At 45.1% G+C, this 19,592-nt stretch carries 18 protein-coding genes and 2 tRNA genes; 4 read left to right on the top strand and 16 right to left on the bottom strand.

Annotated features, from left to right (window positions below):
- From F9K33_15135 to F9K33_15185, 11 genes are all read right to left on the bottom strand, one after another.
- Positions 1 to 509: CCA tRNA nucleotidyltransferase (locus F9K33_15135; protein ID KAB2877892.1), on the bottom strand; the 509-nt coding region annotated here is incomplete at its 3' end.
- Positions 510 to 604: 95 nt separating this feature from the next.
- Entirely contained in the window at positions 605 to 1,696 is a 1,092-nt protein-coding gene (gene ugpC / locus F9K33_15140) for a sn-glycerol-3-phosphate ABC transporter ATP-binding protein UgpC (GenBank protein ID KAB2877878.1), read from the bottom strand.
- A gap of 11 nt (positions 1,697 to 1,707) precedes the next feature.
- Positions 1,708 to 1,995: a hypothetical protein gene (locus F9K33_15145; GenBank protein KAB2877879.1), complete on the bottom strand. Its 288-nt coding sequence runs from the start codon at positions 1,993 to 1,995 to the stop codon at positions 1,708 to 1,710.
- Positions 1,996 to 2,976, bottom strand: a complete 981-nt coding sequence (locus tag F9K33_15150) for a MoxR family ATPase (protein KAB2877893.1) — start codon at positions 2,974 to 2,976, stop codon at positions 1,996 to 1,998.
- 87 nt (positions 2,977 to 3,063) lie between these two features.
- Entirely contained in the window at positions 3,064 to 3,441 is a 378-nt protein-coding gene (locus F9K33_15155; protein KAB2877880.1) for a hypothetical protein, read from the bottom strand.
- A 116-nt stretch (positions 3,442 to 3,557) separates the two neighbouring features.
- Positions 3,558 to 5,279 carry a mucoidy inhibitor MuiA family protein gene (locus F9K33_15160; GenBank protein ID KAB2877881.1) on the bottom strand — a complete coding sequence of 574 codons (1,722 nt, stop codon included), beginning with the start codon at positions 5,277 to 5,279 and terminating at the stop codon, positions 3,558 to 3,560.
- Between the two features lie 59 nt (positions 5,280 to 5,338).
- Complete coding sequence (locus F9K33_15165; protein KAB2877882.1) at positions 5,339 to 5,818, bottom strand: DUF2214 family protein; 480 nt, start codon at positions 5,816 to 5,818, stop codon at positions 5,339 to 5,341.
- Positions 5,819 to 5,853: 35 nt separating this feature from the next.
- On the bottom strand, positions 5,854 to 6,696 hold the full coding sequence (gene amrB / locus F9K33_15170; protein ID KAB2877883.1) for an AmmeMemoRadiSam system protein B: 843 nt from the start codon (positions 6,694 to 6,696) through the stop codon (positions 5,854 to 5,856).
- A 175-nt stretch (positions 6,697 to 6,871) separates the two neighbouring features.
- Complete coding sequence (locus F9K33_15175; GenBank protein KAB2877884.1) at positions 6,872 to 8,281, bottom strand: sigma-54-dependent Fis family transcriptional regulator; 1,410 nt, start codon at positions 8,279 to 8,281, stop codon at positions 6,872 to 6,874.
- A gap of 4 nt (positions 8,282 to 8,285) precedes the next feature.
- The gene (gene lpxK / locus F9K33_15180; protein KAB2877885.1) at positions 8,286 to 9,419 is read right to left on the bottom strand and encodes a tetraacyldisaccharide 4'-kinase; all 1,134 of its coding nucleotides are present in this window, start codon (positions 9,417 to 9,419) and stop codon (positions 8,286 to 8,288) included.
- Positions 9,376 to 10,047, bottom strand: a complete 672-nt coding sequence (locus F9K33_15185; GenBank protein KAB2877886.1) for a DUF374 domain-containing protein — start codon at positions 10,045 to 10,047, stop codon at positions 9,376 to 9,378. The genes lpxK and F9K33_15185 overlap by 44 nt, the downstream gene beginning before the upstream one ends.
- Positions 10,048 to 10,123: 76 nt before the next feature.
- On the opposite strand from F9K33_15185, the gene F9K33_15190 reads away from it, so the two are divergent.
- From F9K33_15190 to F9K33_15200, 3 genes are all read left to right on the top strand, one after another.
- Positions 10,124 to 10,197: transfer RNA gene (locus F9K33_15190), tRNA-Met, on the top strand.
- A gap of 14 nt (positions 10,198 to 10,211) precedes the next feature.
- A tRNA-Met gene (locus F9K33_15195) sits at positions 10,212 to 10,287 on the top strand.
- A gap of 200 nt (positions 10,288 to 10,487) precedes the next feature.
- Entirely contained in the window at positions 10,488 to 14,369 is a 3,882-nt protein-coding gene (locus F9K33_15200; protein KAB2877887.1) for a PAS domain S-box protein, read from the top strand.
- A 122-nt stretch (positions 14,370 to 14,491) separates the two neighbouring features.
- Here the strand turns inward: F9K33_15200 and F9K33_15205 are convergent, their stop codons facing one another.
- Positions 14,492 to 14,977, bottom strand: coding sequence for a hypothetical protein (locus F9K33_15205; protein KAB2877888.1), 486 nt, complete (start codon positions 14,975 to 14,977; stop codon positions 14,492 to 14,494).
- A gap of 383 nt (positions 14,978 to 15,360) precedes the next feature.
- Here F9K33_15205 and F9K33_15210 point away from each other — a divergent pair, with 383 nt between their 5' ends.
- Positions 15,361 to 16,248 (top strand): prohibitin family protein, encoded by an 888-nt coding sequence (locus tag F9K33_15210; protein KAB2877889.1) that lies wholly within the window; start codon positions 15,361 to 15,363, stop codon positions 16,246 to 16,248.
- Positions 16,249 to 16,471: 223 nt separating this feature from the next.
- On the opposite strand, the gene F9K33_15215 is transcribed toward F9K33_15210, so the two are convergent.
- The 4 genes from F9K33_15215 to F9K33_15230 all read right to left on the bottom strand — a co-directional run bounded on the left by F9K33_15215 (position 16,472) and on the right by F9K33_15230 (position 19,326).
- Complete coding sequence (locus tag F9K33_15215) at positions 16,472 to 17,722, bottom strand: MFS transporter (GenBank protein KAB2877890.1); 1,251 nt, start codon at positions 17,720 to 17,722, stop codon at positions 16,472 to 16,474.
- A gap of 134 nt (positions 17,723 to 17,856) precedes the next feature.
- Positions 17,857 to 18,408, bottom strand: coding sequence for a DUF1697 domain-containing protein (locus F9K33_15220; protein KAB2877891.1), 552 nt, complete (start codon positions 18,406 to 18,408; stop codon positions 17,857 to 17,859).
- A complete protein-coding gene (locus tag F9K33_15225) occupies positions 18,405 to 18,773 on the bottom strand; it encodes a glyoxalase/bleomycin resistance/extradiol dioxygenase family protein (GenBank protein ID KAB2877894.1) in 369 nt (122 codons plus the stop codon). Before F9K33_15225 ends, F9K33_15220 begins: the two co-directional genes overlap by 4 nt.
- A 22-nt stretch (positions 18,774 to 18,795) precedes the next feature.
- Positions 18,796 to 19,326 carry a dihydrofolate reductase gene (locus tag F9K33_15230; GenBank protein KAB2877895.1) on the bottom strand — a complete coding sequence of 177 codons (531 nt, stop codon included), beginning with the start codon at positions 19,324 to 19,326 and terminating at the stop codon, positions 18,796 to 18,798.
- Between the last annotated feature and the right edge of the window lie 266 nt (positions 19,327 to 19,592).

Here is a 19,592-nt window from a genome sequence, read left to right on the forward strand (position 1 = left end):
ATAATGGAGATACGGGATGCGTTTTTGATAATACCTTGAAGAGTATTTTCTTCGATTTTAAATTGAAGTTGGGAGGCAAAACGTATGGCGCGCATCATGCGAAGCGGATCATCCGAAAACGTCTCTTCGGGATCGAGCGGCGTTCTTAAAATCGTATCATGAAGATCTTTTTTCCCGTTAAACAGATCGATCATCACGCCGTAATTTTCTTTATTGATCCGCATAGCCATCGCGTTAATAGTAAAATCACGGCGGGACAAGTCGCTGTGAAGATCGGCTGGTTCCACCGACGGGTTGCGGGATTCGGCATGGTAGCTTTCGCGACGGGCGCCGACAAACTCGATCTTATGATAATCGTGCGATTCCCCCATTGGCAGCATAGCCGTGCCGAAATTATGATAAACTACGAGAGTCTTGATATGAAAATGTTCGGCGACTTTTTCCGCAAAAGAAATGCCGTCTCCGATCACCATCACATCAAAATCTTTGACCGGTCTTTTCAGCAGCATGTCGCGAACGTAGCCTCCCACGACAAATGCCTCAAGGCCTTCGCCGTCCGCTATACGTCCTATTTCTTTTATGAGCGTTTCCACACGGTCCCGCTTTAAGTTAAACTCATGCCGCTTTGCGTGTCGAAAAAATGCATCCTGTCAGGCCTCAATTTCAATAAATAAGATTTTCCGATTTCATGTTTCGAAATATCGGCTGCGCTGCGGCAAATAACCCGTTGATTACCGATTTTGAAGTAATAAAAATTTTCGTTTCCGAGATGTTCAGTAAATTCTAGCTTCGCCGAAAAACTCGTGTCTCCGGGGTTGGAATCCTGAATATCAATATGTTCCGGCCGAATGCCTAAAGTTACGAAACCTCCTGGATCTTTTTGTATTAGTTTACTTATCTTAATTTGTTGTCTATTAAACATAAAGTGTGCCGGGGAGTCATTTTCAATAGTTCCATTTAACAAATTCATCGGCGGCGTGCCTATAAATTCCGCAACAAACTTATTCACCGGCTGCTGATACATGGACACGGCATCCCCGGTCTGCTGTATTTTCCCGCCGTTCATCACGACCATCGAATCGGCCATGGTCATCGCTTCCAACTGGTCGTGCGTTACATAAATCATCGTCCACCCCAACTCTTTTTGCATGCGCATTAATTCCATTCGCATTTCTACGCGCAATTTCGCATCCAGATTACTCAGCGGTTCATCAAATAACAGCACTTTTGGTTTGCGAACAATCGCTCTTCCGACAGCAACCCTTTGGCGCTGTCCGCCGGACAGTTCCCGCGGTTTATTTTTTAAATGGCCCGACAACTGCAATAATTCCGAAGCATAGTTGACCCGTTTTACTATTTCGTCTTTTGGTACACGGTTAATTTTTAATCCGAATGCCATATTATCAAAAACGTTCATATGCGGGTAAAGCGCATAATTCTGAAAAACCATGGCAATGTCACGGTCTCGGGCCGGCAGAGAATTAATGACACGTCCGTCTATTCGTATATCCCCTTTGGTAATTTCTTCAAGCCCGGCAATCATTCGTAAAACGGTAGTCTTCCCGCAGCCCGACGGGCCGACTAATACCGTTATGCTTTTGTCCTTCACTTCAAAACTGACCTGATCGACCGCCAGGGTGTTCTTATCTTTCGAGGTATATATTTTGGAAACCGATTGAAGGTCGACGGAGGCCATACGGTGTTAATTTAGGGCTGATCAGAGGCTGCTGAAAAAATATCCAACTGCGTTCGCCGTTTTTCAGCATAACTATTCTGTTTTGATTTTTGTTGATTACGTTGTTCTATGATGTGAATGTCCGAAGTGAAATCGTTCAGGAATCGTTCTATATGTTGTAACACTTTTTCAGGTTTAACGCCGGCCAATATCTGACGATGCACATCCAAAATATGATCCGCCATCACAGACGCCTCACGTTCCTCAAGTTCGATCCTGGTTTGAATAAACTGAACTACTTTATTTTTTAACTCGTCCATTTACTTTTCGCTCGCCAGCAGTTTTTCTATAATGTCAAGGGTCGAAATTCCGTCCGCTTCGGCATTGAAATTCGTCACCAATCGGTGGCGCAGAACCGGCTTGACCACCGCTTTGACGTCGTCCAGATCCGGAGTAAAACGGCCGTCCAGAATGGCCCGCGTTTTAGCGCCCAATATCAGATATTGTGATGCCCGCGGCCCCGCACCCCAGCTGACCCAATCATTTATGAATTTCGGCGCTTCGGCCGATTTAGGCCGCGTTCGTGACACCAGGTTGACGGCATATTGAATAATATTATCCGCAACCGGTACCTTGCGAACCAGATTCTGAAAATATACGATCTCGTCGGCGGACAAAACTTTATGTAATTCATAGGTGTACGAACTGGTCGTGGACTTGACAATTTGCACTTCCTCTTCCATGCTGGGATAATCAATCCAGACATTGAACATAAACCGGTCAAGTTGTGCTTCGGGCAAAGGATACGTTCCCTCCTGCTCGATTGGGTTCTGCGTAGCCAAAACAAAAAAAGGTTCTGCCAATACATACGTGTTTCCCGAAGCGGTTACACGATGTTCCTGCATAGCTTCGAGCAGCGCCGCTTGTGTTTTCGGGGGCGTGCGGTTAATCTCGTCAGCCAAAACGATATTTGCAAAAACCGGCCCTTTGACAAATCGAAACTGCTTAGTTCCCGTGCTGACATTTTCTTCAATAACTTCCGTTCCGGTAATATCGCTCGGCATCAGGTCGGGCGTGAACTGGATCCGGTTGAATTTGAGATCCAGCACTTTCGCCAGTGTATTGATGAGTAATGTTTTTGCGAGCCCTGGAATTCCCACGATGAGGCAATGTCCGCGCGCAAATAAGGCAATCATCAATTGATCGACAATTTGATTTTGACCGATGATCGCTTTCCGAATCTCTGATTCGATCTTTACCCTGGATTCCTTCAGAGCGGCGACGGCATCCGCATCATCCATTTTAGCTACGCTCAGATTACCTTTTTGATCAGGTGAGTATGATTCCTTATCCTTTGTCTGCATGCTACCTCATTTTATTATAAGCGTCTATTTAGTCGTTTGTTTTTCAACCGCCTCATCGTCCGCGGAGTCCCATGCGCCGTGATCATTCCACCAATGCGACGCGCACGTCTGACACCGGTATAATTTTTTGCCGCCGCTGCCGGATCGTATTTCTTTTAAGGACTCCGGCTGAACAGGTTGAGAAAATTTTTTCTGAAGCTGAAATTGTTCGTAGGGTTTAATGCGGCTCCACTTCCCCGATGTTGCCCCCGCAACATTCTTAAAGAACCTTACAAATGCAGAACAATGAACGCATTGAAAAATTTCCGACTGCGGGCCGGCTTCCTTCAGAACCAATTCATTTTTTGCGCGCGCGAGATACAGTGCATCCGACCAGTAGAACCGGTCTTTCGTTCGAATCATATTTAAAAATATATTTTAACAACTCGAATAAGTATAAATATTTAACCCGCAAAAATCAATAAAAAAGCCCCGTCCATCATAGTCTGGAACGGGGCTAAAAGATAACTTGCGTTATCCTAGAGTCCATCAATCTGCAAATCCCGTGCGTATTCAACATTATATTTTATGCGCAATTCGATTTTCTCTTTGGGTTTTATTTTCAGCCGCCATTCGACAATGCCATTTCCTTTTTTCTCGATTATGCCGTTAGGATGCGAAGCGGTATATTTTTCTTTGCCTTCAAATTCAGGCAGCACCGGCTCGACTTTAATTCGTTCGTCCTGTGAAATCGGAAATTGGTCCTGGATGACGATCTCTTCATCTGTTTTCTTAAAACTTTCGACGGTGATTTTGTATTCGAATGTTTTTTTCGTAGACTTACTCAGTAACCCTTTTTCAGATTTGTAGTCTTTGACTTGCTCGCGTTTCACCCGAATCGCTTCATCAATGCCGAGAAACACGCTGAATTTTTCAGTTGGAATGACCGTATTGATATACGTCGTACCGACAAAGTTGCTTCCGAAGAAAACATTGGCTGAACCGGCCAAAAACGGCACGTCCGTCACATTCTCAATCGTTCCTTTTAAATAAGCCATGGCTGCTAATTTCGGCGTAGTTGAGTATGCAAATTCCGAATTCAGAGATTCAGATGAAATGGAAATTTTGTGGTCAAAATTATCCGACGGTATGCTGGATGGTTTCTTCACGTTGAAGACAACCGAAGTCGAGCGTGTTTGTACGGTAGCCGTTTCCGCCTCCAGCATCATGCTGGTTTCTTCTTCTTTAAACTCTTCTGCTTCCCCACGATCTGCCGCTTTTTTGGCATAGGCTGGAGCTCCGGCGCCCATTCCCGCGGTTGACTTCATAGAGCCAAGTCCGCTGAGTTCATCAGAATAATACGGAGGGGGCGCGTAGATATTAAGATACCAGGCGCTCAGAGCCGGCATGCTTCCGGAAATATTAGGGCGCGCGGTTGAAATAGATAAGGCCACATTTTTCCAATCCTCTCCCGTTCTCTGCGAGATCATGGCGTAATAAACCAATTCGACCGTCTTATCTTCGGGCGAGACGCGCACATCATACACCGGATACCATTTTGCGCCTCCGATCACGTACATCAGGTCAAAGTTCATATTGCCCGCTTTCGCGACGGAAACGTTTAAAAGAGCTTTTTTCTTGGATAACTTTCCATAACCGGACAGTTGACTGATCTGATTTTGCAAACCGGTCTTGCGTGAACTCAAATCGGATTTCTTTTTTTCAAGACCACGGATCTCTTCGTTAATTTTTTCGAAATTTCCGTCGTAAAAAACGAACAATCTCGTCCACTCATCCAGGCTTGGACGAGGGCTTTCTTTTGTAATAGCTTGATTCGTTGCATTATTTTTAATCAGATCCAAAAAATCTTTTTCTTTTGAGAGAAGCGCCTGACGGTCGGAATACACACGCTCTTCCGCAATAAGCAGCTTTAATTGATCTTGAAGTTCCTTCAGGCGATTGGCCGGGAGTGTATCGATATACTCCGTTTCGATCTTGATATCGGTTATCTTGGCCGACGCCGTTCCGGATCCGCTTACGCGAATGGATTGATCGTTAAGGCTAACCGGCAGGTCTTTTACAACAAATTCGTAATCGCCGGGATTCAAATAGATTTCACCGCTGCGTTTGATTTCCGCGCGGTCGCTGTAAACGGTTACCGCCTTAATTTCAGTAACCAGATTTTTTTGCTGCGCAATAACTCCGCCCGACAGGAACATGCACAACAAGATGCCCATAATAGATTTCATATTTCCTCGCATGGTTTACGTCGCCAAACTGTTATAGTAAATAAAATCGTAGAAATGTGACCTTTTTTCTCTCACAAACCGAACTTGAATACGGCGGTAATAACAATAGTCGCCAAAACCACGAGCGTAATTGTAGTAAAGAGTTTCCAACTTCCCATGAGTCCCGCAAAGCGGGTCAAGTCGGCGGCCGTGGGGTTTTCTTTCCTGACCAATTCGTTTGCCTTGCGGAAACGCGCCATCGCCATGTGCGAAAGGCCTGCGGCTATTAATCCCAGCGTAATCTTTATATGAACGTGCGTCCTCGGACGAAACCATTCCGCGCCGTGAATAAAGATCAGTGACACGCCGGTAATTATGGCCAAAATCAGCCCGATATTCAAGATCGTTTTATTCATTCTTCCAATGAGATCCATCGACCAAAGTTTTGTATTTTCCGACGTATGTCCATCCATGATATCCGACAAGAAAACATACTGGATCAAAATCGATCCAAACCACATCAGCATGCTGAAAATGTGTAATATCAATACTCCGGGTATGAGAACTTCCATGTCAACTCCTGTTAATATATTTTAGCAAACTTAATTCAATTATAAAACACACCGGCAAGATAACCGACAACTTCCTCATAGTCCCCGCTGACTTCTCCGGAAGTGTGGTAGGACAAAACTTTAGACGATGTCGCGCCCATGTGTTTCGCAGCGATGATCGCAGAAACGATCGTGCCGGCTCCGCATGCCTCGCATTTCTTATTTTGTATGTCGTCGAAAAATTTCTTTTCATCAAAATTTTCAATATCCTTGACGACGATACCGTCCAATTGGTTTGCTTTCTCCTGTGAATAGAAATGCGACAGATCGCTGCTCGCAACGACCAGGCTATTTTTACGCTGAAGAACTTCTCCCAAGATCTCGCCTAGCCGAAAACAAGTTTCATGATCCTGCGTTCCGATAACGATAGGCACGAGGTTAAAATCTTTTAGGATAACCTGAAGAAACGGCAATTGCACTTCGAGCGCGTGTTCATCCCGGTGTCCCATTTCTGTTGCCTTGATCAATGGCGCGTACTTGAGCAATTGATCGCACGTTTTTTTGTCGACAGGTACCGCGCCTAAAGGCGTCATATAGTCGCCGGTGTAAACGGAAGCGCCTTGGAAATAATCACGATGACTTGGCGCCAAGACCACCACGGTATCATACGATAAATCGGCCAGTTGATTATATGCCTCAGCCGCAACGTAGCCCGAATACATATAACCCGCATGGGGGGCAACGATACCGTAGACCTTTCCTGAAACGCGTTTTGATGTAACGTTGGCAAACATTTTATCAAGATCGGTTTGCAGTTTGTTTTTTTCCCCGGGATAAAACATGCCGGCTACAGCAGGCTTACGCGGGTTGAACGCCGTTTTTTCAGATAAAGGTGACATACGGTTGCCTTTCAGTTTTTGCTTTGCATATCCGGTTGACTCACAAATGAAAAAGATTGGTTCAGCCTGAGCGCGCAGTCGAAGGCCGAGACTTTGTCATGGTTCGACAAGCTTGTCCTGAGCCCTGCAGAAGGGCCATCATGACGTATGTGAGTAAAGCGGATAAGCACATTTTCTATTCTTTGATAGGCAAGTTATATTTTTCTGCTTTGCGGTAGATGGTCGCGCGTCCGATATTCAGCCTTCGCGCCACTTCGGACACATTTCCGTCGCAATCGGCAAAAGCCTTTTTCATAACTTTTTCTTCCACGCGCTCCACCACCTCATCCATAGTTCCGCTCAAGTCGATATATCCATCGCGGCTCGACTGAACTCTACTCAATCCCAGCGTCTTGATCGTCTGAGGAAGATCGTCCAGTGTGATCTCGTCGCCCGATGCAAGCACTACAGCTCTTTCAAACGTATTTTCAAGTTCCCGCACATTCCCGGGCCAGTGATAACTCAAGAGAATTTCCAACGCATCTTTGGCGATGGAAGTAAGGTTATTTTTCTTTTCTCTTTTCTTGAACTTTTCCAGAAAGTGAGCTGACAAAAGAGGAATATCTTCTTTTCTGTCGCGCAGCGACGGCATGACTATGGGAAATACGCTTAAACGGTAATAGAGATCTTCACGAAATTTATTCTCTTTCACTGCTTCTTCCAGATTACGATTGGTAGCGGAAACAATTCGGATATCTACGTGAATCAGTTCGCTGCCCCCGATGCGCGTAAATTCGCGCTCCTGAATCACACGAATGAGTTTAGCCTGCGTCGCCGCCGTCATTTCCCCTATTTCATCCAGAAAAATCGTACCGCCATTCGCTTGTTCGAATTTTCCTGATCTGCGCTCCGTCGCGCCTGTGAAAGAGCCTTTCTCATGGCCGAATAATTCGCTTTCCAACAGACTTTCCGGCAGCGCCGCGCAATTGACCGCAACAAATGGCTTGACCGATCTTGTGGGCGTACGGTTGTGAATCTCTCTCGCAACCAATTCCTTACCCGTGCCGCTTTCGCCCATGATCAACACCGTCACATTACTGCTTGAAGTAATTTTAGTTAACGCCGAATATACTTCCTGCATCTTTCCGCTTCGTCCTATAATACTTCCGAAGTCGCGAACCTGGTAGAGCTCCGAACGCAGGCGATTCAATTCCTGTGACATGGAACGTAATACGATAGCGTTACGAACGGAAACTTTAAGGCGATTGGAGTCAAACGGTTTTGTTACGAAATCATAGGCTCCGATCTTCATCGATTCCACGGCGGATTCGATCGTACCGTGCGCGCTCATCATGACAATAGGAATATCGGGATAAAATTTTCGTATGCGTTCCATAACGGCGATCCCGTCCATTCCCGGAATACGAAGATCGAGTAAAACCACATCCGGCGATTCTTTCTCGATCATGTCAAAACATTCGTTGCCGTCGGTGGCGCTGTAAATGCGGTAGTTCTCATTCTCAAGGTAAGCCTGGATCAAACGAAGGATATTTTTGTCGTCATCTACGGCAAGAATTTTCTTTTTCTCTTCGGAAAGTATTTCCATAATTCTACCTTAGGGTCGACTTGGTTTTGTTGTTACGTACAATGTGAGAAATTTTAATCATATTCTCAAATTGAATTTGCGAATCCAGGCTAAATTCCGATTTAATGAAATAAGCGGCTTCCCGGTATTTTTTCGGAAGCCATTCCGGTTTTAATTTCACAACATCCTTTTGCGTTGTCAATATAATATAATCTGAAGAATTTTCTTCAGGAATTAATCTCAACATCTTCCTCAGATCATCCTCCGTGTACCAATGATGATCCTGAAATTCAATAACGCGTACGATTTGCGCCTGGTAACTAGAACATAGTTCCGTGATGCCGCTTTGAAAAGACGTATTATAACCTAATGCGGAAAACAAAAGAATTTTCTTTTGTGTCAGCGTAATTAAGGGAAATTCAACGTCGTCAAACCATCTCTGCAGCGCCGCAGGGAAATAATGTGAAATATACGCTTCCCTCTGCCATCGGTTTGATAATTGTTTTTCGTCGGTTCCTTCGGGCGATTTAGTTATGATCAGCGCATCGGCGCGTTGCATATTACTTTTAAATTCACGTAACCTTCCGGACGGCAAAGTCATCAATGGATATGCCGATTCAAAATAATCCTGAGCAATAAATTCAATCGATTTTTTAATTTTGCGGTATTGGAATGCATCATCTAAAATGATGACATCAACGTTAAATTTGTTTTGTAAAATGCGAACTGCGCAGATACGGTCCGATCCTGAAATAACCGGAATATGAAGATTAGATTTTTGGAAATTGACCGCCATAAGATAAGCTTCATCCCCTGCGATATACACGTCGGTCAGTTGATTTTTTCCGTCTGAAACTACCACCGCTCCTGTGCTCTTTTTTCCATAACCGTTGGATATAACGCCAATTTTTAACCCTCGCCGCGCCAGAAGTTCAGCAAGAAATTCCACCAGCGGCGTTTTCCCCGAACCGCCGACGGACAGGCTCCCAACGCCAATTATAAAAGTGTTACAACGCAGGGATTTAAAAATCCGGAAATCGTATAACTTGTTCCGAAATTGCGCCGCTATCCCAAACAGTAACGAAAGTGGAAAGAAAACAACATGCGAAACAGATCTAATGAAGGGATTTTTCCATTCGACTATGGCTTTGATGACCATGGAGGCTTAATTCTAGTTTATTTTGTAATTCTGTCATTTCAATTTCCGACGATTCCCGACGTAATGTCAAAGGATCAGAAAATATCATTTCACAACGAGAAAAAGGTATTGGCAATACCGCCCTATCCCAACTCTTTAATTGCCAATGACTGCTGTATTTGACATGAATGGCGATCAACGGCTTTTCGGAGTAACGAGCCACATGCAAAGCGCCGGGTTTTATAATCTCGGGAGGGCCTTTCGGACCGTCCGGCGTGATCAAGATGGTCTGATCCGCTTTCAAGCTTCTCTCCAAATGCAGCAAGGACGAAAAACCGCCTTCGCTGCTGGAGCCTTCAACAACATTGAAATGAAATGCCTTCAGAACCGACTGCAGCATTTTTCCGTCTTTACTTCCACTTACCAAGGCGGTAATCGAACTAGTCTTGCTAAAACGTAAAAGGTAAGCAATTACAGCAAATATGTGCCGATGCCAGAATATCAAAATCCCGTTTTCTGGAATTTTTCCAATGGAAATCCCAAAACGAAGTGTCCGGAACCACAAAAAAATAACAACGGGCGCCGTTATTTTGAAAAACCATGTTAAAAAAAACCGTTTCACGCAAAAAATATACGAAAGAAAACAGATGCATCAAAAAGCTTTTTAAAGCAATCAAATCGCTTGACTTTTAGATTTAATATCTATATTATTCGCCACCTTAAACCGCGGGGTGGAGCAGCCTGGTAGCTCGTCGGGCTCATAACCCGAAGGTCGTAGGTTCAAATCCTGCCCCCGCTACTAAATATATCTCTGGCGGGTTAGCTCAGCTGGTAGAGCAGCGGAATCATAATCCGCGTGTCGGCGGTTCAAGCCCGTCACCCGCTACCAAAATTGTAAACCCCTCGAATTCGAGGGGTTTTTTATTTTCTGATCCTCCCAGCGCTGGGTTTTTACTATCATAACTTCCCTTGGCGACAAGGCGTATTCCAATAAAGTGAGATTTTTTTTCTTGTAATATTTGAGTGAAATCAATACTTTTGTCAGCCTATCTGAATCGACTTCTTTTTTTCAACCCTATTCGGGTACGTTTGAAAATCAAGAAAAGAATAATCACCATGCGCTTCTGGTTCTTCTTATTATGCGCCTTATCGAATTTTGCAATAGCACAAAACTTCATTACTTATTCTGTTGAAGCAGGATTGGCGCAATCCCAGGTAAACTCAATCTGGCAGGATCGTTCCGGCTATCTCTGGCTGGGCACATACGGCGGTGGCGTGAGCCGTTTTGACGGATCGCGCTTCAAGACTTTCGGCGTCGTGGATGGATTACCCGATAATACTGTGTATTCAATTTGTGAGGATAAGAACGGCAATCTGTGGTTCGGAACATACAACGGGATGTCCAAATTCGACGGATCAACTTTTACGAATTATTCTATCAAGGACGGGCTCCCGAACAAACATATTTTTCGAATAATAAAAGATCGTAACCATGTCATTTGGATAGGGACCGGCGTTGGGGTTAGCCGACTTGACGGCAGTACATTCACAAATTACAACGACAAAGACGGTCTTACCGGTGGAGCCGTTCACGCGATCCTGGAAGACAAAGATGGCCAGATGTGGTTCGGAACTGAAAAGTCCGGCGTTTTTAGATACGATGGTTCCCGCTTTATTCAAATCGCCGGCGAGTCAGAGCTTGGCGACAATTATGTAAATTGCCTGGCGCAGGACAGCATAGGCATTATCTGGATCGGTACCTACGCAGGAGGCTTAGCGTCTTATGACGGAAAAAAATTCAACAGATATCCGCAGTTTAGCAGTACAGTATGGGCTGTATTGACAGATCGAGACAATCATATGTGGATTGGAACACGTGATGGCCTGATTCACTATGATTACAAAACACACGTAACTTATACAATGGATAACGGGCTTGGAAATAACAGTGTTTGGTCGATTCTGAAAGACCGCGAGGGAAATATCTGGGCAGGTACCGAGGGCGGCGGCGTAAGCCGTTTCCGTGATTTAGGTTTTGAACAGTATACCATTAAACGCGGCCTCAGCGATAATGTCGTGTGGGACATTATGGAGGACAAGAATAATACGATTTGGATTGGCACGTCCAGCGGTTTGGACCGTCTCGATGGTAACGTTGTCACACATGTCCCCGTTGTACCCGGAAAAGCAACGACTTATGTTTTTAGCGTGTTGCAGGATTCCAAAAATACGATTTGGATTGGAACAGACGGGAACGGTGTATACAAAATGGTCGGTCGCAATTTCATCCATCAGAAAGTTTCCAAGGAATTTGATAAAGGCAGCGTCTTAAATATCTTCGAAGACCGCGAGAGTAATATTTGGTTTGGGACCTACGGCGACGGTGTCTATAAATTTGACGGTTCCGGATATGTTCACTACACAACCAAAGACGGATTACTGGACGATGAAGTGTACAGCATTTTTCAATGTGTGAACGGCTCTATTTGGTTCATAGGTGCGAGCGGGGTTACGAAATTTGACGGAAAGGTATTTACCAATGCTTTTCCTGAAGGCCCATTGTCCAAAGGATTGGTTATGGGCATAGCCCAGGGACGCGACAGCGTCCTGTGGATTGGCACTGACCACGGTTTGTATAGTCTTGATGGAAATGATCTGACCGCTTTTACGGAAAACGAAGGAATGTTTTCCAACATCATATTTTCAACGATGTTTGATAATGATGGAAATTTGTGGATCGGACATCACCGTGGTATCTCTAAGCTCGATATACCGTTATACGATTCTACAGGGAAGTTATCGATTAGCAATTACGGAGCGGAAGAAGGGTTGTCGGGAGCAGAGTGCAATCAAAATGGAATCATGAAAGATCATTTGGGAAACGTTTGGTTTGGAACTATCAAAGGCGCTGTTGTATGCCGCCCGGGCAGACGCAGCCAAAACCATCTTGAGACACTCACCCATATCACGGGGTTACGGCTATTTTATGAAACGGCAAACCTGAAACCGTTTTGCGACAGCGTCGATCGTGCGACTCAACTTCCAATGAATCTGCAATTGCCACATAACCGGAATCATTTATCGATTGATTTCCTCGGCATCAACCTGGCCGCTCCTTCCAGAGTACGATACCAATTCAAATTAGACGGACTTGACGAAAAATGGTCCCCACCCACCACGGACAGGAAAGCCGTTTATCCCAACTTACCTCCCGGTGAGTACACGTTTCATGTCAAATCCTGTAATGAATACGGAATGTGGAATGCGCAATCGACCAATTTGAGTTTCGTCATTTTGCCTCCGTTCTGGCGAACCTGGTGGTTTTTCGTCATTGGCGTCCTGTGCTTTCTGGGCATCGGTGTAGCAATCATAAAAGTCCGCGAGATGAACATGCGCAGTAAAGCCGCAGAACTGCTGTCGCTCAATGATAAACTGCGCAAAGAAATATTATCACGAATTCAGACAGAAGCAGCTTTGAGACTAAGTGAAACCAATTTCCGAACCTTTGCCGAAATGCTGCCTGCTGCCATTATGGTCATTCGAAACAACAAGATCATTTACGCCAATCCGCACACTCTCAAATGGAGCGGATGCACTGTCGGAGAACTTGGAGGAATGAATTTCTGGGATATGATTCACCCGGACGATAAAGAACTGGTTCGAACACGTGGTCTCGGACGTCAGCATGGTCAGCAGCTACCAGACCGGTACGAAATTAAAGTCCTTACCAAACAGAAGGAAGTGAATTGGTGCGATATCATAGTGCGCGTTATCGAATATGATTCATTACCTGCTCTTTTGGTTGCAGCCATTGACATCACAGAACGAAAGAAAACCGAAGAAGCCATCCTGAAAGCCCGGAAAATCGAATCACTCGGCATCCTTGCAGGCGGCATTGCGCATGATTTTAATAATGCACTAACTGCAATCATAGGCAACATTTCTCTTGCTAAGGCCAGCGCTCTAAAAACAGATATGCCGAATTTAAGGGACGATCTTATGCGCGCAGAGGCTGCGTCACAAATGGCGCGCTCCCTTACTACCCAGCTCCTAACATTTTCCAAAGGCGGTTCACCGGTTAAGGCAAACACTTCCATCGGCGATCTTTTAAAGGAAACGGTGGCCTTTGTATTATCCGGATCGAATGTGCGTGTTATTTTCGAGATTTCTGATGACCTGAATAATATTGAAGCTGACCGGGGCCAGATCAGCCAGGTGATTCAAAATGTTGTTCTCAATGCGAAACAAGCGATGGCCGAAGGTGGAAAACTCACGATTCGTGCAGAAAACACGGCTGAGGATACGCATATTCCCGGACAACAGGGCGATTTCGTTAAGATTTCCATTCATGATGAGGGCGTCGGAATGTCGGATGATACCATTTCAAGAATGTTTGATCCTTACTTTTCGACAAAAGCTACCGGCAGCGGCCTTGGATTGGCTACCTCTTATTCTATAATAAAAAATCACGGCGGATCCATTTACGCCGAGTCAGAACTCGGAAAAGGCACAAGTTTCTATATATATCTTCCGGTCTCAAAAAATAATGATTCTTTCGAACAGAAAGCGGACATGGGGTCAATTTCCAGCAATGAACGCATTCTAATCATGGACGACGATGAAAATATTCTGAGTATGGCCAGCCGCATGATCGAAAGTTTTGGATTAGAACCCATTTCGTGCAAAGACGTACCTTCAACTGTTGCAACCTATCGCTCGTATAAAGAGGCCGGAAAAGCGTTTGCCGTCGTAATTATGGATTTGACTATTCCGGGAGGCATGGGTGGTCAGGAAGCAGTCAAATTGATTCTTGATTGCGACCCCAAAGCAAAAGTGATCGTTTCAAGCGGCTATTCAGAAGACCCGGTTACGTCAAACTATGCGAGTTATGGTTTTGTCGGCGTTTTACCTAAGCCGTATAATATTGACGATCTCTCGAAGGCAATACAGGATGCGATGAACCGCAGCTAAACGCAACCTGATTCGCAAGGCTGAATGCCGCATCGGGTATCATCGGCTGCCAAAATGGTAAACCCCTCGAATTCGAGGGGTTTTCCATTTAAAGCTATTCGTTTTCTTATTTATTAATAGCGCTACATATCGTCCGCCGTCGGACCGTACATTCCCGGAACTTTTGCATCCAGCATTCGCAATACTACGCCGATCTGTGCGCGGTGATGTATCTCATGGCAAATATATCCGCTCAACAACTCGAACCCCGTTGGTTCCCACACTATTTTACCGCCCATTTCAAATGGATATTTCATATTGAGCTGGGCATCGGTAAACTTCTTCGCTTCGCTAAGTAATCTGCCGGCTGCTGACGTATAATTTGCCGCCAACTCTGCCGTGGATGCCAGAACCGGCATAGGCTCGCTCATCACCAATTTTCCGGTCTCGATGGTAGCCGTTAGATCACGAACCGAGTCGGCCATATGCATAGCTAACTCACCGGCGGTTCTCAACTTTGCGTGAATTTTTTTTCCGAGTTTGTCGGACGGTATTGCCTGTATCATGCGCTCAGAACTTTTTGATTCAGCGTCATACCAGTGGATAATCCCCATTAATCGAGGGTTCATTGTGGCTCCTTTTTTTTGTTAAGTTTGGCGTGTTAGTAAATCTATTACGCAATACCATTCAAATAGGTTACGCTTTTTAATGATAAAATTTCTGATATGAGACCTGATGGGAGAATTTTTTGTTTACATCGCAATACGATATCCGGTTGACTCACAAACGGTTCAGTCTGTGGCAGTCGAAGGCAGATTAGTCGCAGTCTAAGCTGTACCCAAACAGCCGCTAGTTCCGATCTACTTGATATTCAATTAATATTCCCATGAAATCACGGTCATATTCACTTGCAGTATGAATATTAAATTAATATGTTCTAACTGACTTGAATTAGAAAATAGGTTACAGCTTCGTTATCATCAACGTTATAATTTAACCAAAGGAGTTCGATATGTTTTTCATTTTCTCACTTATCATCGCTGTCCTCGCACTTTTTGTGTGGTGGAACGCGCGCCGTCAGGCTGACACCAACATCGTATCTCACAATGTCGCAAAAGTGAGCCCGTTAATTGCAGTCGCATTTGGAATTCTGTCGCTGGTACAATGTTTGACGCAGATTCCCGCCGGCCACGTCGGTGTCATCGATTTTTTCGGCATTGTATCCGACCGCATCCTGCCGTCCGGGATAAATATGGTAAATCCTCTAGCCCGTATCGTCAAGTATTCCATTCAGACAAAGGAACATAAAGAAACAATGCAGGTGCTTTCTGTCGAGGGTCTCACCATCGGATTGGAAGTAAGCGCATTGTATCGCCTAAATCCCGACTCTGCGGCGCGTGTATATAAAACTATTTCCGGCGGAGATTATGAGAATATCATACTTATCCCGCAGTTTCGTTCTATTTGCCGCTCAGTCACAGCCAGTTTTCAGGCCAGCGCGTTGTATTCAAGCCAGAGAGAAAGACTCGGGACCATGATCCAGGAGGAATTGGCCAAAACTATAGCGTCGCGAGGCGTTTCCATCGAAAATACGCCGATACGTAACGTCGCCCTCCCATCACAGCTGACCGAGGCCATCGAACAAAAACAGAAAGCCGACCAGGAAAGTCAGCGGATGGAATTTATTTTGACAAAAGAAAAACAGGAAGCGGACCGAAAAAGGATTGAGGCAAAAGGTATTGCCGATTTTCAGAACATTGTAGCCGCAGGGATCAGCGAAAATTTACTACGATGGAAAGGAATTGAAGCAACGGAGAAACTGGCGAATTCTGCCAACGCAAAAGTTGTGATCGTTGGCGGCGGTAAAGACGGCCTGCCGATCATTCTGGATACTAAATAACGTGTAACTGGGGTCTTATCGATTTATTAGGGTTTTTCAGATTGAATTTCATGATTGCGACGATCTGTTTATTGTGCGCAATAATATTTTTGGCTGTCAGCGTAACCCATCTCCCGCAAATTTCGCAGAGTAACGCAGAAATAGGATCTGCGTACATTTGCGCTATCTGCGGGAAGAATTTGATATGCCGGGTAGTTGCTAATTTTTAAAAAAATGTGGACTATCAGGACACGGCTTGCTTTTCCGGGATTACGTGCAGCATAGGAGACGATTTTACAGTTTTTTTCTTCAGCTCCGGCTCAGCAATAAATCGCCATACCAAGATGGCCATGAGCAATACGGAAGCCGCGCCGAAAAATGTATTGCTGGCAAAACCGAGTCCGGTATAAATGATTCCTGCCGCCGCGCCGCCAAGACCCAGCCCGATCTGCCCCAACGCGATCGTCAGGCTCATCATCGCGCCGCGCTGTTCATCCGGTACGATCTCCGACACCAAAGCCTGGAACGGGCTGATCCGCGCCGCAACAAACATCATGATCAGAATAAATAAAATATAACTCATCCAAAAAGATGACAGAACTGCCGTCGTGAGAATCATGACTACGGCAAGGCCGAGACATGACGTGATGATAATTACCTTACGGCCGATGCGATCGGAAAGGCGGCCGGCATTCGGGCCGGTGATAACCGAGGCGATACCGCCCACGAAAAAAAGCGACGCGATCTCGTGCCCGCTTACTCCGAAGACTCCCGTAAGCCATGTCGGAAGATAAACGACGTATAGGGAAAAACCCGCATACATCACACCATAAATCGCGGCAGTGGCTGCGATTTGAGGTGTTCGAATCATCGTTAGATATTTTTTTAGAACGGTTGTGACCGTCAATGCGCCGTTATGCCTCTGAACAGCCGGCTGCGGCACTACCAGCCAGATCAGCAGAAACGCCGCGAACATCGTGACGGCAAAAAGTGAAAACGGGCCATACACGCCATACCATTCTGCTAAAACGGTTCCCATAGGAACGCCCATGATCTGCCCCGCGGCAATGCCCGTCGCGATCCAGCCATTCGCCCATCCCCTGCGTTCGTACGGAAAATAATCGCCGACATATGAAACCGACGCGCCGCTGAGTATGCCGCCTGCCGCGCCGGCAACCGCGCGAGCCGTGAGGAAAGAATAATAATCAAATGCGAGGTTATGCAATGCTAACGCGCACGCCATCGCGCCCGTACCGAAAAGCAGAATCCGCCGCCGCCCGACTTTATCGGAGATCGGCCCCATTACCAATGCAAAGATTCCGAGCATCAGCGCATACGATGTGACCAGCGTTCCCTGAATGGCAATGTCGATATTTAATTGTTTTCCAATCTGCGGTAATATCGGCGCAATGATCATAAGCTGACTGCTTGCGGAAAACATTAACAGCCACAAAGAGGCAATCACGAGATTGTCGTTGGATTTTTGTGTTAACATGGGATCATATATTATCGCAGCGAATTCGTTAATTGGCGGACTTACATTAAACAAGTCGGTAGTTACTTACGGAATTATCGGCAGCATGTTTCTTATTTTTTCGGAAATCACCCGAATGGGTCAGATCAAATAGTTTAAATCTTCCCTGCCATATCAGCTAATGTATGTACCGTTTTCCAATTCCGTGTCGTAGCCGTAACTTTGAGCTTACTTTCAAAAAACTTATTCGACAATTTGGTTTCACCATACGACTTTGGACAATGTAAAAAAATTTCTTTATCGATAATAACGAACCGATCAGGTGGAAATTCGATTTTTTTTATGTTTTCCAGATTTATTTCCTCAGGGACGTCGGATAAAAAGGTCACATGCAGTTTGTCGACGTCGATCTTTTTATCTTTTACAAACGGGTTGGATGCAACCGCTTTCTTCATTTCATCGACCGTTCTAACAATGACCGGAACGTCGAATGTATATTTCTTAGATATCGCTTGTTCGATTTTCCTGGCCGGTTCAGCGCCGGCTGTTTTTTTATCAGCCCGGAAAACTACATTCCCGCTTTGGATGTACGTAGTTACGTCTGTGAATTTGAGTGTTTCGTACAGCGTTTTCAGATCGGCCATCAGAATTTTCTTCTGCCCGCTGACATTGATGCCTCTGAGAATGGAGATGTAGGTGGTCGTCATTTAACCAAATCTTCTGCGATAAAGATCGCGTTCTTATTCAGATCAAAAAAGCCAAACTCGTTGGTGTTCCATGCGGTTCCTGATTTAAAAGCTTCTGTAGTAACGGTACCGCGGCGAACAAATTCCTCAAAAAGCGGCCGCAGGTTCTTAACAAAAATTCGAATGACCGATCCGCCCAGCAGGGGATCGCTTGCCGTATCCGCATGCCGCTGCAAATGTATCCAAATATCGGAACGATGCATCACGGCATACATAGCGTTTGCAAAATACACTTCAAAGCCCGTTTTTTTCTCATACCAGTCAACGTCTCTTGCAATATCGGCGGAGGGCAGAACGGGAGAAATGTTCAGGAATTCAGTGGTCATGAATGATCCTGCAGGTGATGGTTCACTTACGGTTTTTTTCATAATAACTTCGCACGAGGCCATTGGAACAGGTTTCCGTTCGTATATGCCGGAACAGAAGATCGGAATCGAGGCGGCCGAATAGCGGTATGCCGCTTCCGATAAGCACCGGTACGGTAGAAATAATTAATTCGTCAATGAGATCTTCTTTCAAAAAACTTTGAATCACCTTTCCCCCATCTACATAGATATTTGTGAATCCTTTTTCAGACAGATGGCGTAATACATCCTTCGGAGGCCTTGAGAGAAGAGTAACTTTGTCTTTTAAAGCATCCGATACTTCTTTAATGCTGGAACTCAACACGAATACCGGCTTGGTGTACGGCCATGGAGAGAACGTGAGTACTTTTTCAAAAGTACCCCTCCCGATTAAAAACACATCAATCCTGCTGATAAATTCCCCAAAGGCGCTAAAGGCCTCCTCGTTTGCGAATTGCTCCAGCCAATCGATATTTCCATCTTCTCTTGCGATAAAACCGTCAAGACTTGTTCCGATGTATACCGTAGTTTTCATCATGATAACCTTTTAATTAAAAATTGGCTTAATCAAAATGTACGTTCCGAGTGTGAATTACTTACCCGTCTACTTCATCTGTATCGTTTTTTCAATGCTTCGGTTAGACACTGGGGCGGCGTGCTTTCTTTAATGTGCATATCGGGTTGGCTCACAAATGGAAGAGAGCCCTTCAGTCTGAGACATTATGTTAATGAGTCGGTGTTTTGATAAGTTTCTTCTAAATTTAAAATGGAGAACTTATCATGGAAACACAAACCTCAAAT

Source organism: bacterium (assembly GCA_008933615.1).
Taxonomy (GTDB): Bacteria; CLD3; CLD3; order SB21; family SB21; genus SB21.